Source organism: Anaerococcus marasmi, assembly GCF_900290195.1.
Lineage (GTDB): Bacteria > Bacillota > Clostridia > Tissierellales > Peptoniphilaceae > Anaerococcus > Anaerococcus marasmi.
The window spans coordinates 143744-158174 of the sequence record NZ_OLMF01000004.1 but is presented as its reverse complement, the minus strand read 5'-3'; the positions used below and the strand labels follow the sequence as shown (position 1 = coordinate 158174).

At 31.0% G+C, this 14431-nt stretch carries 21 protein-coding genes and 1 pseudogene; all 22 read right to left on the bottom strand.

The window, feature by feature from the left end:
* The gene (locus tag C7D97_RS00880; RefSeq protein WP_000914148.1) at positions 1 to 291 is read right to left on the bottom strand and encodes a hypothetical protein; all 291 of its coding nucleotides are present in this window, start codon (positions 289 to 291) and stop codon (positions 1 to 3) included.
* A gap of 9 nt (positions 292 to 300) precedes the next feature.
* Positions 301 to 1164, bottom strand: a complete 864-nt coding sequence (locus C7D97_RS00875) for a VirB6/TrbL-like conjugal transfer protein, CD1112 family (protein WP_000466914.1) — start codon at positions 1162 to 1164, stop codon at positions 301 to 303.
* A 10-nt stretch (positions 1165 to 1174) separates the two neighbouring features.
* Positions 1175 to 1255, bottom strand: coding sequence for a Maff2 family mobile element protein (locus C7D97_RS00870; protein ID WP_425277032.1), 81 nt, complete (start codon positions 1253 to 1255; stop codon positions 1175 to 1177).
* Positions 1256 to 1261: 6 nt separating this feature from the next.
* Positions 1262 to 2908: a recombinase family protein gene (locus tag C7D97_RS00865; RefSeq protein WP_023610347.1), complete on the bottom strand. Its 1647-nt coding sequence runs from the start codon at positions 2906 to 2908 to the stop codon at positions 1262 to 1264.
* Between the two features lie 3 nt (positions 2909 to 2911).
* Complete coding sequence (locus C7D97_RS00860; protein ID WP_004825731.1) at positions 2912 to 3136, bottom strand: hypothetical protein; 225 nt, start codon at positions 3134 to 3136, stop codon at positions 2912 to 2914.
* A 154-nt stretch (positions 3137 to 3290) separates the two neighbouring features.
* Complete coding sequence (locus C7D97_RS00855) at positions 3291 to 4019, bottom strand: phage replisome organizer N-terminal domain-containing protein (protein ID WP_023610341.1); 729 nt, start codon at positions 4017 to 4019, stop codon at positions 3291 to 3293.
* A 65-nt stretch (positions 4020 to 4084) separates the two neighbouring features.
* Positions 4085 to 5116, bottom strand: coding sequence for a PDDEXK nuclease domain-containing protein (locus C7D97_RS00850; RefSeq protein ID WP_023610325.1), 1032 nt, complete (start codon positions 5114 to 5116; stop codon positions 4085 to 4087).
* A gap of 202 nt (positions 5117 to 5318) precedes the next feature.
* Entirely contained in the window at positions 5319 to 5846 is a 528-nt protein-coding gene (locus C7D97_RS00845; RefSeq protein ID WP_023610324.1) for a PcfB family protein, read from the bottom strand.
* A 183-nt stretch (positions 5847 to 6029) separates the two neighbouring features.
* On the bottom strand, positions 6030 to 6203 hold the full coding sequence (locus tag C7D97_RS10560) for a hypothetical protein (RefSeq protein WP_020999718.1): 174 nt from the start codon (positions 6201 to 6203) through the stop codon (positions 6030 to 6032).
* Positions 6204 to 6276: 73 nt separating this feature from the next.
* On the bottom strand, positions 6277 to 7917 hold the full coding sequence (mobQ, locus tag C7D97_RS00840; protein ID WP_020999719.1) for a MobQ family relaxase: 1641 nt from the start codon (positions 7915 to 7917) through the stop codon (positions 6277 to 6279).
* A 349-nt stretch (positions 7918 to 8266) separates the two neighbouring features.
* Complete coding sequence (locus C7D97_RS00835; RefSeq protein ID WP_020999720.1) at positions 8267 to 8581, bottom strand: DUF3847 domain-containing protein; 315 nt, start codon at positions 8579 to 8581, stop codon at positions 8267 to 8269.
* A gap of 57 nt (positions 8582 to 8638) precedes the next feature.
* Positions 8639 to 8779 carry a hypothetical protein gene (locus C7D97_RS10645; protein ID WP_023610342.1) on the bottom strand — a complete coding sequence of 47 codons (141 nt, stop codon included), beginning with the start codon at positions 8777 to 8779 and terminating at the stop codon, positions 8639 to 8641.
* 45 nt (positions 8780 to 8824) lie between these two features.
* The gene (locus C7D97_RS00830) at positions 8825 to 9349 is read right to left on the bottom strand and encodes a phosphotransferase (protein ID WP_020999721.1); all 525 of its coding nucleotides are present in this window, start codon (positions 9347 to 9349) and stop codon (positions 8825 to 8827) included.
* A 216-nt stretch (positions 9350 to 9565) separates the two neighbouring features.
* On the bottom strand, positions 9566 to 10297 hold the full coding sequence (erm(A), locus tag C7D97_RS00825; RefSeq protein ID WP_023610344.1) for a 23S rRNA (adenine(2058)-N(6))-methyltransferase Erm(A): 732 nt from the start codon (positions 10295 to 10297) through the stop codon (positions 9566 to 9568).
* A 57-nt stretch (positions 10298 to 10354) separates the two neighbouring features.
* The gene (locus C7D97_RS10790) at positions 10355 to 10414 is read right to left on the bottom strand and encodes an erythromycin resistance leader peptide (protein ID WP_146743586.1); all 60 of its coding nucleotides are present in this window, start codon (positions 10412 to 10414) and stop codon (positions 10355 to 10357) included.
* Positions 10415 to 10788: 374 nt separating this feature from the next.
* Positions 10789 to 10938, bottom strand: a complete 150-nt coding sequence (locus C7D97_RS00820; protein ID WP_172975147.1) for a cysteine-rich KTR domain-containing protein — start codon at positions 10936 to 10938, stop codon at positions 10789 to 10791.
* Between the two features lie 40 nt (positions 10939 to 10978).
* Complete coding sequence (locus tag C7D97_RS00815; protein WP_105300309.1) at positions 10979 to 12310, bottom strand: MATE family efflux transporter; 1332 nt, start codon at positions 12308 to 12310, stop codon at positions 10979 to 10981.
* Positions 12300 to 12650: pseudogene (locus C7D97_RS00810) on the bottom strand (MarR family transcriptional regulator); the annotation flags it as partial. The gene C7D97_RS00815 and the pseudogene C7D97_RS00810, both read right to left, overlap by 11 nt.
* A gap of 495 nt (positions 12651 to 13145) precedes the next feature.
* A complete protein-coding gene (locus tag C7D97_RS00800) occupies positions 13146 to 13523 on the bottom strand; it encodes a hypothetical protein (RefSeq protein ID WP_020999723.1) in 378 nt (125 codons plus the stop codon).
* Between the two features lie 3 nt (positions 13524 to 13526).
* A complete protein-coding gene (locus C7D97_RS00795; protein WP_019133880.1) occupies positions 13527 to 13745 on the bottom strand; it encodes a helix-turn-helix domain-containing protein in 219 nt (72 codons plus the stop codon).
* A gap of 117 nt (positions 13746 to 13862) precedes the next feature.
* Positions 13863 to 14021 (bottom strand): Maff2 family mobile element protein, encoded by a 159-nt coding sequence (locus C7D97_RS00790; RefSeq protein ID WP_004825242.1) that lies wholly within the window; start codon positions 14019 to 14021, stop codon positions 13863 to 13865.
* A gap of 1 nt (position 14022) precedes the next feature.
* Positions 14023 to 14334, bottom strand: coding sequence for a single-stranded DNA-binding protein (locus C7D97_RS00785; protein WP_105300308.1), 312 nt, complete (start codon positions 14332 to 14334; stop codon positions 14023 to 14025).
* Between the last annotated feature and the right edge of the window lie 97 nt (positions 14335 to 14431).

Genomic DNA, 14431 nt, shown 5'->3' with positions numbered 1-14431 from the left:
TTAATCTCCCTCTACCTCTTCTTTGGAAAGTTCAAGTATATGGTCATAATTAGATGTTGTTTCCTCTTCTAGGTAGCTAATTCTTTCTTCTAATTCTTCTTGTTTTTCTTCATTTCTGTCATTGTATTCTCCTTGATAAATAACAAATTCATTGTGACATCTTCCAAGTCTATTTATTCTTCTCTTTAAGTTTCTAATCTCTTCATTTCTTTTTTTCTCTTTTAAGATTTCATACGTTCCTCCCAATAAAATTCCAAGTCCCAATAAAGCACAATTTTTCTTTTTTAACATTTATTCCTCCTAGTGCGTATTCATAATACTTTTTGCAACTGTTCCACTCTTAAACATCATAAGTCCAAGTAGTAGAGCATATCCTAATATACTAAACAAGCTTGCGTGAATATCTGTAATCTGTACCGTTCTTATTAAAACGGTGTAGATACCTAAACATACCATCAAAAACAAACCTTGTAGTCCCAAGGCAAAAAGTCCCTTGATATAATTTGTTCCAATCTGACCCCACTCTTTATTTCCCATAGTCGCAAACGGTATGGATGATACTGATGAGTAGACATATATTTCAAACATACGCCCATATACTATTAGGGTAATAGTTAAAGATATACATTGAATTGCAATCCTTACAAGGCTTGTTTCAACTAATATCATTATTAATGCACCAACATCTTTTTCTTTTAATGTATCAACCATTGCAACTATCTGATCTCCTGAAACAGTGGCAGAAGTAGTGATTACCCCTGCCGCTTTGTTTACAAGATTTTGTGCCACATCAAAGACTGCCATTGAAAATTCAAAGGCATGGCTTGCAAGGTAGACTGCTATAAACATCTTTATAATGTATTTGAAAAACTCAAAAGTATCTGTATCATGCATATTATTCTTCTGCATAACCATATTTATGAGCTCAATACATAAAACTGCTGTTATGATAAGACCTGCTATTGGAACAATCACATTATCATTAATGTTTTTTATGAAGTTATATACTTCTCCATTCCAACCCATTGGTGTTTTCCCAACATCAGTTGCAATAACTCCTACCTTGTCATTTATATCTAAGAACATGGACTCAAGATTTGCTTTGATACCTCCGAGTAGCATATCCTTAAAAAATTCAGTTAGCTTGTCAAAGATACCAAACATAGACTTTCTCCTAATTTAAAACATTTGCAAGTAGTGGAATTAATTTGATACCGATTAGTACAATTCCTCCACCAGCCATAAGCTGCTTTATGCCTAATTAGAGATTGTAAAATACTTGTAGTGTGTCTGTATTTCCTATGAAATTGTAGTAAATATCAATTGTTTGGGTGATTTCTCCATTCACTACTTCTTTTTCGTGAACATAGATTTTTGAGATGAGTTCATTTAAGGTTTCTTTGTCCAGCCTCTTTATATCCTTATGTTTTTTTATGAGTTCAATCCATTTTTTGACATTAATATCTTCAAGATCTTCTTTAACAATCAATTTTTGATTATCTTCTATTCTTTGGTTTAGATAATCTTGTTCTTTCTGTGATTTTTCAAGAATTTTTTGGAAGTTGCTTTCACTTATCTTGTTATCTAGCCAGTCATCATATAGTCTTTCAATCTTTTTAGTTAAGTCTTCTACTCTTATCTGATCTTCGTAAATCTTATCCATGATAAATTTTTGTTCTTCTTCATTATCAATTTCTCGTGATTTTTCAAGTGCTTTTATAATTTCTTTTTCGTCTTTTAATGCTATTTCTGCATTTTTTCTAATATCTTTAAGCACTATCTCATAAAGAGTATCGTAATAAATTCTATGTTGACTACATAATGACTTTCCATATCTTCTATAAGTGTTACAAGTGAGTAACTTTTCTCTTTTTTTCGATTTGTTTCTTCCAAGATTTAAAGATTTTCCACAATCGGGACATTTCACAATACCTGCAAATATACTTTCTTCTCCATTTTTAAATGGTCTTCTCCTGCTCTTTAATTTTTCATTTGCTATATTATAAATATCTTCAGAAATAATTGGTTCGTGTGTATTTTCTACTATTATCCATTCCTCTTTAGGTTTATCGGATAACCAACCTACTTTGAATTTATAATTAACTTTTTGACTAGCAATATGACCAATATAAACTGGGTTTTCAATAATTTCTTTTAGGGTTGTGCAATCCCACCAATACTCTCCACCATCTACGGTCATTTCTAACTTAGTTTTTTTATTTCTAAGTCCTTTTTTTCTATTCCACCAGGTAGGTGTAGGTATTTTTTCTTCAAAAAGTCTTCTCCTAATTGCTTGTACTCCATAACCACTAAAAGCAAGATCAAAAATTTTTTCAACAATCCATGAAGTTTCATCATCGATTACTAATTTATGTGGATCATCATTGTCTTTCCTATATCCTATTGGAGCAAGACAACCAATAAATTTCCCTTGCCTTGCTCTTGTCATATAGGCAGATTTCATCTTTTTGGAAACATCTCTTGAATAAAACTCGTTTAAAACATTTTTAAAAGGAACTATTTCATTGTTTTCTTGAAAGGTATCTACTCCATCATTTAAAGCTATATATCTGACATTGTTCTTTGGGAAGAAATTTTCTGTATAGTATCCAGTCTGTAAATAGTTTCTTCCAAGCCTTGATAAGTCCTTAGTGATGACTATATCCACTTTTTTATTTTCAATATCTCTAATTAGTCTTTGAAATGATGGTCTATTTGTATTTAATCCAGTATATCCATCATCTATATATACATCGTAAATACTCCAACCTCTTGATTTTACATAGTTTTCTAAAAGTTCCTTTTGGTTTTGTATGCTGGCACTCTCTCCTTTCTGCTCATCATCTTTAGATAGTCTGCAATAAATTGCAGCTTTGAATGAAAAGTGATTTGAATTTGTTTGTATCATTTCCTATTCCTCCTTATTTGAGTTTTCGGAAATAACACAACTTTCTCTAAAACTATTTTTATTATAGCACTCTTTTTTATTACTATCAATATTATATTTGTTGTACTCAATTTCATTAGTCTTATTTAATTTGCTTGATTTTTTTATTAATCTTAGAAAAGCGTCTGTGTCTGTTCTTCTATTATCATAATTTCTTTTTACAATATATTTTGTTTGTCTTTTTGTCATAGCTTATCCTTTCATGCAATAAAAAAAAGGCGATTAGATTTTTAATTTTCTAATCGCCTTTTAAGTGTCATATTTATCTTTTTATTATCTCTGGCATACTTTTATACCTTTTCATACTTAAAGTCTTTAATAATGCCTTTCCACCTCTTTTTATCTATAAAGATTCTCCTACGTCATAGTTCATTTTTTTATTTAAACTTTTCTGTGTTAGTTTTTCTTTGTCTTCTTCATACCATTTTAAGATTGTCACATAGTGGTTTTGATAGGTCTTACCACTGCTTTCCATGTATCTGGATAGTTTATTTATCATTATTTCTGTGTGTGAGTTTAATTTTTCTTTAAGATTTTTATATTCTTCTTTGCTTAATCTTACATTTTTAAATTCTCCATAAAAGATGGGGGTGGACTTTTTATCTATCTCTCCCTCTCTATCTTTATCTATCTCTATATCTTTCTCTATCTCTATCTCTTGTCGGACATGGGTTGGACTCATTAAGGACAATGTCCTCTGTTTATTTTGTCTGTATCTTCTTTTTTTCTCTGCCCAGGCTGTTTCTGATCCGATTAAGTTTGGTATTTCAGTTAGGTAATATTCATCATTTTCTGTTACAACTTCTAATAAGCCTTGATTGATTAAATAATTAACTGTGACCATTACATCATCGTCTGTTTCATCTATGGTTAGTGCTAACTCTTTTATAAAATCACTTTCTACTCCGTCATAATAGAGTTTGCCCTCATCTTTTAGGCTTAGTAATAAAAGTTTGAGGTAGATTATCGTGTAGGTATCTCCTCCCGATATTCTCCTTAGTCTTTTTATCCTCTTGTCTGTGAAAAATTCTTCCTTTAGTTTTATCCAATAATATCTTTTGTTTGCTGCCATTCTAATCCTCCTTGCAATAAAAAAAGAAGTAGATTTTTTCTCTACTTCTCCTTATAATTTATATTTTATTTTTCCTTATATTTTTTAATAACTTTTTCTACTTGTTCTTCAAGCTCTTCCCTATCTGGTATATACAAAGTATATTTTGATGCGAATATTTTATTTGATAAATTTCCTAAGGCGTATTCTGCTTGTACTCCGTCTTTGTCTGTACATAAGATTATACCTATTGGTTCATTGTCCATCTCGTCATTGACTTCTGCCTTATAATAATTGAGATACATATTTATTTGCCCAACTGCTTCCGGCATAAGCTTACTTGTTTTTAGTTCGATTAAGACATAAGACCTTAATATTTTATTATAAAATACCATATCCACATAATAGTGGGTGTTGCCGAGCGTTACCCTTTGCTGACTACCTACATACATAAATCCCTTGCCAAGTTCAAGCAAGAATTTTTCGATATGATCTATGAGTGCTTTTTCTAAATCACTTTCCATCATTGGTTTTTCTTCTGGCAAGCCTAGAAATTCAAACACATAAGGGTCTTTTACAAGGTCAGATGCTTTATTTATTTCATTGCCCTTTAAGGCTAGGTCTAGGACTTTTTCTTTGTTCTCTTCTCCTGATGATAAGAGCAATCTTTCAAAAAGTGAGGTTTTAATTTGTCTTTTAAGCTCTCTTACTGACCAGTTTGCATTTATACTCTCTTTTTCATAGAAGCTTCGCTTTTTCTCATCGCTGATAGATAAGAGTTCGCAATAATGGGACCAGGTCAATTTGCCAGACAGTGTCTGGCAAATTGGATATGATAAATATAGGTTTCTCATATTCTGTAAATTAGACCTTGAAAATCCTCTGCCATACTCTCTTGTAAGCTGTCTTGATAAGTCATTTATAAGCTCTTTGCCATACTCTGCTCTTTCTGAATGACCTTGCTCATCTTCTACGATAATACGTCCAATCTCCCAGTAAGTTTGAACTAAAATATTATTGACTTCTCTTGCGACTTCATTTCTTGCCTTATCCATTAATGTTTTTATACTATTAAAAACATCATCATGAACTCTATCTATGTTATTTTTGTTATTCATACAAGCACCTCTTTGACCTCTTAATTGTTCTAATTATATCATAAATATTGTGTTTATTCAATTTTATATCCTTTCTACATTGATATGTTCCAGATTTTCGATAATCGAAATTCTTGATTTCCGATTTTCGGAATTCTGGACTTCTGCTTTTTGGAAGTCTTGTTATTATGGTTATCTAAGGGTGTAACTTTTTGTTACTCCCTTAGATTTCTCTGGTCATATCTTTTTTGTTTGGTTTTACTTTTTCTTTTACTTTCCTTTTGACTTTCTCTTTTGTCTTATCCTTGTTATTGGATAGGTCTTTGTATTTCTTTATTTGTTTTAGGATACTTTCTTTTTCTTTTTTATTTTCCTTGGCTATGACTTGCTTAAAGGCATATTCCATTACTTTTATATCTTTGGCTTGGAAGAATATTTCATAGTTTTGGTTTTCTTTGTTTTTCATTACTGAAAAACTTACTCCAAGTTTGTTTAGTTCTTTTTTTAAGTCTTTGAGGTCACTTTGATCTATGCTTATATTTTCTAGTTGTCCTTTTTTGTAGAGGTCTTTTATTTTCATTTCATCGCCCATAAGACTTTTTAAGTTTCCGTTTGCTTTTTCTAAAGTATCATTCATCTTTTTTCTTATTTCTTTTTCAAGATTGATTGATTCTTTTGCTGCCTTTATTGTGTATGATATTATGGTTTGTGCTGCTTGACCTGCTTCTTTGCTTATTTCTTCGTTTATCATGTTTTATCTCCTTTGCTTGAATTAAAAAAAAGGAAGTATAGGCTTTAATTTTTCTATACTTCCCTTTGATTGTTTTTATTTTATTGTTTTTGGTGGTGGAATGCTTTATTTTGATGTTTTTATATATTTCTTAGGTATTTGTACCTTTTATACTTTAAAATAGCTTACAATGCCTTTCCACCTTTAGTAGTTTATGTGTGTTCTTTTGTCTGATAGATAGTTTTTCATGTTGGAATATAATATCTGTATTTCTTCATTGTTCATTGATTTTATTTCTTCTGTGCTTTTATATGTTTTGTATGTTCCATCTTCATTTGCTTTTATGAGTTCATCTATTAGCTCTTGCCTTTTATTCATCTCTATTACCTCCTAGAACGGTTTTTATTTTCTTGGTCATATTATAGCTTGGATAAGTTATTTTTACCAGGTCTTATCTTTCTTGATCTATTTTCTTGTTTTTCATCATTTCTCTGTATTCATTATCTTTATTAACTTGGTCTTGGAATTTTTTAATCTGTGCTATTACACTTGGTTTTTCACCTTGTTTTATTAACTTATCTATTTCTATAGATAAATCTATTCCGAGTTCTTTGTTTACAAAATCTACTGAATATTTTATATGATTAATTTCCTGGTATTCATCTTTTATCTTGTCTTTTTCTTTATTTATTTCTTCAAGATTTGCCATTAAAAGATTTTTTTCTTCATTCCATTTTTTAGGACTTAGTTTTTCCTTATCTGATAGGAGTTTTTTTAATTTCCCACTTACTACCTTATATTGGTCTATATCTTTCTTATGTTTGTTATAGAATGTGTCTTTTGTGAATATATTTTTCTTTTGATATTCTTCATAAACTTCTTTTTTAGCTTTGTAGATTTCATAGTATAAAATTTTCTTTTCTACATCTTCCATTTCTTTATGGATTGTCTTTGCTTTTTTATTTAGCCTATAGCTATTAGACTTTAAACTTTCTATTTTTGTTTGTAACTGACCTATGGTTTCTATGTTATTTTTTCTTAAATAACTATATGCACTCGTTAGCTTTTTGAAGTCATATTTTTCTTTATTTGTTTTTGCATATCCTTTTAGGTATTTACTTTTTTCTTTTTGAATTTCTGAATAAGTTAATAGATAATTTGTTAGATTAAAAAGTTTAGGATTGTCTATTACCTTATCTCTTTCTATATCCTTAAATTTTTCATAAGCAGTAGATAGGTTATCTAATAGATTTCCTATCCAACCCTTTAATGTTTTTATCTCTTCTTTTATTGTTTTTACAAGGTTATTATATTTTCTTATTTCTCTATTATAGTTTCCCTTGTCAGTTTCTATTCCTTTTCTTTCCATTGCACTTGCTGCTGATCCTAAGTGGATTGTCGGTAGATAATCTGAATTTTGTCTTTTAAAACTCCTATGGTCTACTCTTTTTTCTATATTATTTTTTCCTAGATATTCATTGCAAAGGCTAGAAAAATTTTCTCTCCATTTTTCTACATTGCCTTTATCATTCCAGCTTGTTAGTTCTACTTTTCTTGTCTTTGGTTTTCCATTTTTGTTTAATACTTTTTTTCCTTTTTCATCTAGGATATATTCTTTTTTTGACTTTGCTAAGAACTCTCCTTTTTCGTTTATGGGTCGCATTATGGTCATTATATGACAATGGATATTTCCATTTTTGTCTTGACTCTCATCATGAATTGCATAATCTACTATCATTCCTTGTGATGTTAGATTTTCTTTTATAAATCTTTCAACTAGGTTTTTATTTTCACTTAAAGTTAATTCTTTTGGTAGTCCTATTATGAATTGTCTTGCTAGTTGTGCATTAGAATTTTTTTCTGCCATTTCTACTTTGTTCCATAAGGTAGACCTATCATTAAATTCTTTTGGTATATGATCAGGCAATATTATATTTTTTACTAATACTTTTTCTTTTCTTGTATAGTCATGGGTTACTCCGTCCCATTCATTTTTTATTTTTTCTCCACTTATATATGCTGCACTTGCTACTGCACTTTTTCCTTTTCCTCTTGATATTATGTTTACTGAAAAATGAAAACTGTCTGCCATTTTTATCACTTCCTTTCTTTCTTGTTGTTTCACCCTATCGGGTACAAGTAGGTGGAGGTTTAATAGATTTTTTATAGCCTCTTTGTGAATGAGTGTTTTGAAATGATAGAATAGAAAAAGCCGACTACTGAATTAATTTTTGTTGTTTTACCCTTACGGGTACAGGCAGTTAGTCGGCTTAATTGTTTTGTTCATTTCAAATTTTAAAAGTCAAGGGCGAGCCTTAGCGAGTTTATTTACCCTTGACTTTTAAAAAGCGAATGGTTGTTGCTCCCTGCAAGGGTTTGGCTCTAAAGGCACGCAAGCACCCTTTAGGGTGTATAATTGCGCCCTTGTAACCAAGGGACAATTATGTTATTTCATCTTTAGATGATTTTTCTACATTATCATCTATTCTTTCTTCTAAAATTTCCATTATGTTTAATCTTATTTCTTCATCATTTAACATTTTTATTAACTTATAAAATTCATCTTTTGTTAAATCAGTACTTTCTTCAAAAATACTTTCAAACACCGCTCCTTTTTCTATAAGTCTTTTGTTTCTTGCTTTTCTTTCTTGTTCATTAAGTTTTTTCTTCAACTGTCTTTTCTGATTTTGTAATTGCTTGATGCTTTCTTCTTTCTTTTCGATCTGTTCTTCAATACTTAATCTTTTACTTGTCATAATATTTCCTTCCTTAAAATAAAAAAACGACTAGATTTTTTCTAATCGTTTTTCAGCTTAGTGTTTTAATACAACTTGTTTTGTCGCTTCTATTTTTTTGTCTGCCCATATTACAACATGCCCTGAAGTTCCAAAGTTCCGTAACTTTTTATGATTAATTATACTGAAAGCAATTTGATATAATTCTTGTTTATTCATTTTCTTCTCCAATATTATTTAGCTTAATAATACGTTATTCTTTTTTCAAAACACTAAGTTATTCAGTTCACCATCAAGAACTTTTATAGTTTCATTTCTTTCCTTATCCTCTTGATTGTCATATAAAAGTTGTTCAATAAACTCCCATATATCTTCTAGTTTACGTCTAATATGATAGAATAACAAAGCATCCGTATTGATTAAAAAATCTTTGTGTAATTTCAGGTATATGTTCATAAATACATCATAATATGGCTTATCAACAAAAAACATGAGATCAGCTTTTACTGGAGCCAATTTCAAGCCTTCCCAGTCAATTAGAACTAACTGCTCATCCCGTTGCATCAAGTTCCAATTATGAATATCTGTATGGCATAGGGCCATTTTAGGATTACTTCGTCTTAGAATCTCCGACAGTCCTTCAACTCTGTCAATAGATTGTTCAAGGGGTTTTATGTGTGCCCCAAGCAAGCATTTTAAGTCCATGGGAAGACTGGCGCATTCTTTACGCAATACTTGTTTTAGCTGTTTCAGAAATGGCAAGATAAAATCTTCCCTAATTAGTTGCACATATACCTACTATATCAATAAATTTTGAGTTATCATTGACTATATTAGTTGCTATTATCAGAATAGTCGTCGATAACTATATTTTCGTGCAAATATGCAAATAAGTAAAATGATAGTTATGTTATATCATAATAATTGAAAATAATAGAATGCATTTTTCAATGTAATAAGATTAAGCGTTCTCTTAAAGTTAGAGAACGCTTAATTATTTTTAATTTATTGAAATAATTTGTAACTATTGAAAACAGACAAAAATTGTTCATTGGATAATTTATCAAGATCAGTAACATTCGCATGCTTCAGCACCTGTCTTAATTGATTTTTAGTAAAAAGAACATGATATTCCCTGTTTACCCATTTATAAACGAAAAATCTATACTTTTTGTAGTCCTTCTTTAAAATAAATGGTTTATGCCTTTCAAGTACAATCAATACAGAATCTACATTAGGCTTAGGGTGAAAATATGCTCGTGGCACTTTTTTAAGAATTTTTATATCCATTTCCACCATTAACAGCAAACCTAAAGCTCGTTGGGTATTTTGCAACCTTTTAGCAAATCCCCTCTCTACAATAAGGTAGCTATATTTCGCTTGACTATCAAAAGCAATCTTTTTTACAATATCAGTACTAATATTGTAGGGAATATTACCAAATATTTTATAGTCTGTATTTTTAGGAAAGCTAAACTTCAAAATATCCTCATGAATAACTTTTATATTCTGAAAAGGTTCAACTGCTTTTTTCGTGGAATGACATAAACCTTCATCAATCTCTATAGCATTCACCCGTTGACTCATTTCCACAAGTTCCTTGGTAAAATGTCCTTTTCCTGACCCAATTTCTATTATTTTATCTTGTTTATTGATATTCGTATATTTTAATATTTCCTTTACATGCTTTTTAGATGTAATGAAATTTTGCGTATTTTTCGGGTTTTTCTGTTTCATTATAACCTTCTCCTTGCCGGTTATAATGAACTAATCTTAAGAGCTCATTATAACCAATTATTTTTGGTTTGGTTGATAATGAAATCTCTCAATAACAAATATAGAAAACATACCCATACCTTTACCTCCTTTAATTTTTTTCATTATAAATGAGATAAAGTAATATCTACTACTGCAATACATGTACACATATTTAACTCCTCCTTATGCAACTGATTATATAACTTTTAATTTCTCTATTCAATAAAGTTCTGTGCTAATCTACCTCACCCTATGGATTTTTAATCCCGAAACATCAAATGTCATCTGTCAAATGCCCTATTTAAAAGGGTCAAAAAACGGTATTTTTTAGCCTGTTTTTGACCCAATTTTCGTACTCAAACCACTACATGTTGTGGTTGACTCCTATTATTCCTTGTCCAAACCACAATACGTCATCAGAATTGCTGCTTCAACGTGTATGGTGTTATCTATAGCGGCGGGTTACATAATTATTTACTGTCTGCAAGTGTGATTTCCATATCCTGAATATTGATGATTGTTTCCCGCTTACATTTCGGACAGTAGAAAGGAAAGTTTTTTAATTCCGTATCTTCCCGTATCATAGTACAGGTTTTATTGCCGCAGACAAGGCATAACAACCATTGGTTTTGTATATTTTACATAGCCTCTCACTTTTTATCAATATTCATTATTTGCTGATACTAAAATTTCTTTTTCATCGGCATGTTGTTTTAATATCAATGCCAAAATGGCAGATAAAATTCGTGCGAACACTGTACTCCACCAAATCATTATCTGACCGCCGAATAAAGTCGGTAAAATAAGCATTAGAATTAGCATAAATATCGGCTCTACAAAAGACAAAATATAAGAAAATATACTTTTTTCTGTTGCATAAAAACTTGCAGTTGTAATACGGTTAATAGAAACAAATGGTACAGAAATTAAAAATATGGGTATGGTTTTTTGGATTTCTGCATTCACTTCATTTGATGTGCCGAATAATAAGCCAATATCTGCTCTTGCCACATACATAATCACACAGCCTATTACAGAAAGGAGTATCCCAGATCCATTTGCTAATCTCATTATGTTTTTCAGTCTATCAAACGCCTTTTCGCCGTAATATTTGCTCATAATCGGCTGGCTGCCATCTCCAACTCTCTGTAAAATCAGATAAATAATACTCATAACGTAGCCAATAGAAGCATAGGTTGCAATTGCTTGCTCTCCCCCATAGAATACGGAAAAACGATTAATAATAATCATGGATAAGTTGGGTGTCATAGCAAGTCCAAAAGGAGCAATCCCAACCTTTATAATGGATAATGATACTTTACCTATATCTCCAAATGCAATCTTCAGCGTAAACTGTTTTTTCCACAACAAATAGACAAGTGCTGACAACATGGTAACACCCTGTCCGATAACCGTAGCCCATGCTGCACCCGAAAGACCTTGCCCTAATACCCATACGAACAGATAATCTAAAATTATGTTTGTCACAAACCCTGCAATCATAGAAAACATTGCATAAGACGAGCCGCCGTGATTACGGATGAACGGAACTAAACCAGTTCCTATAATCTGTAAACCTGCGCCTAACGCAATAATAGAAATATAGTCCTCTCCCAAAGAAAGAAGCTGATTTCCTGCTCCTAACAGCCTTAAAAGGAAACTGCTCAAAAAGAAAAATGTGATTGTTACAAAAACACTTGTAACAATTAACAGCCACACAGCTCCCGCAGTAAACGCTTTTGCTCGTGCCTCCTTTTTTTCGGCTCTGCTGATTGAATAATAAATTGCTCCTCCCATTCCAATTCCCGTTCCCAGAGATTGAATGACTGCCACAAGGGGATATGCTATGTTTATAGCGGAAACGCCTATATCTCCCATACTGTTTCCGACAAAAAAACCATCAACAATCGCATATACTCCAGATAATGCAAAAGATAATACGGAGGGAATTACATATTGAAAAAAAATTCTAATGTCATGCTTATATTTCATTATTTTTTCCCTCTGCTTTTCCGAGTAGCTTTACAAACAAGGCGGCATCTTCATTAAATCGCTTCATACGTTCTATCCCCATCTCATCAATTGCATTCATTTCCACTTTTCGAAGTTTAGACAAAATGGTTTTTGCATATTCTTTTCCCTTTGGTGTAAAGCAGATTGTCTTGCGCCTTTTGTCTGTCCGCATAGGAGACAATTCGACCAAGCCCTGTTTTTCAAAATCTTTCAAAATCATGTTCACTGTCTGCTTGGGAACCAACCATCTTTGACTGATTTTTTTCTGTGTGCATTCTTCCTTACTATCATAAATCGCAGAAAGCACTAACAGACTGTTGGCAGATAATCCATTTGCCTTTGCCCATTCTTAATACATACAGTTCCATTCCTGCCATGTTGTATAGTATTGATTTAGTTGTTCCATAAATTGAATATTTTTTATCATAATATCCTCCTCACATTTAGTCTATATCCGTACTAAATCAGTATAGTCCATAACCGTACTATTTGTCAAGAGGTAAAACTAAAAAAGCAACAGAGTTTTAAGCTCTGCTACTTTTCTGTATTTACGCAAAGATCATTTCTACTTCTAGAATCTCTCATGCACACGCTCGTATGTTATTCATTCGTCCAGTCCATTCTAAGGCGTTTTCCATCTTTATCTGTTCCGTGATACCCTATGCCTGTTTCACCTGCTCTGTGAGCGTTTCAAAGCGTTCCTATATGTTCGATTTTAAATTGTACCATTTATTTTATCCATACCATTTATTCTTTTTGTTAGAGTGAAAATTTTGTTTTTATCTATATAATTTTCTTTAAACAAATCAATATATTATTGCATATGTTGAAGTTTATTAGCTACTCTTATGAGTTCCTTATTTTTATATATAGCGATTTCTTTGCCATTGTACAAAATCCCAATTGTCTTTTTATATTTGCTTGAAATTATGTCTATATTTTTTATTAGCTCATCAATAAAAATTTGTTTGCTAATATCTCTTTCTTCTGATTTTGTTTCAAGGATTATTGCTACATCATTCATATTTTTAGGCAAATACCAACCATCTGGCTTATCTGAATATTCCTTAAAGCCTAATTGATTAAAAGTGGTTATTTGTCCAGTACCTTGATTGATGTTTTCTTCAATTTCATCAAAGCCTAATATTTCTTTTGCATAATCCCTAACTTGGTCTTCTGTACTTAAAGTCATTTACTATTCCTCGTCACTAAAATTATCTTCAAAACTAATGATATCATTAGGAGTGCAATCTAATGCATTACATATTTTTTCTAAATTCTTAAATGTAATTGGTTTATCCTTACCCATTTGTGCCATAACATTTGTTGTTAGTCCTGCCATAGCTATTACATCTGTTTTCTTTAATCCTTTTTTTGCTAACTGTATCCATAATGGTTTATAGTTAAGTGCCATAATATCCCTCTTTTTCTCTGTATTAGATTTATTTAATTATAGCATAAATATTGATTTCATTCAATCTTACATTGATTTAGTGATTTGTTTTAGAGAATTTGTTGTGTTATTCCGTCCTTATTTTGCCATAAATTGCTTAATACCTTGAGATTTAGCACCAGGGTTATCATTACCATAACCTTCCATCAAGTTAATAACTCCCCATGCTCCTAAACCTGCACCAATTGCAGTTACAAGTGTCTTTAAAACTCCAACTCCAGCTGTAAAAAATTCCATATTATTCCTCCTCGTTTTCTTTCTTATTTTCTATTTTGTTTAGTGATTTAACTATAAAATTCTTGTAGACCTTATCTCCTTTTTTGTTTTCTTTGAAATATCCAAAGACATGGATTAGATCTCCTTTTTCAAATTCTTTTACAATTTCTACCTTTTCTCCATATACTGAGCAATTTGTATATTCTTTGCCCTTTCCATATTTTTTAACAAGAGCAAAATTTGCTACTTGAACATTTTCTCCATCTTTTTCAAATTCTGAAAATTCAGCTTCATTAACTAAATTTGCATTAATATTTACCATTTCTCTATCCATTAATTTCTTCTCCTCGTATATTATAGTTGTAGTAATAAATACTACATTTTATTCTCAATCCCACTTTCTTGTGGGATAATAATTGTATAGATAGAGG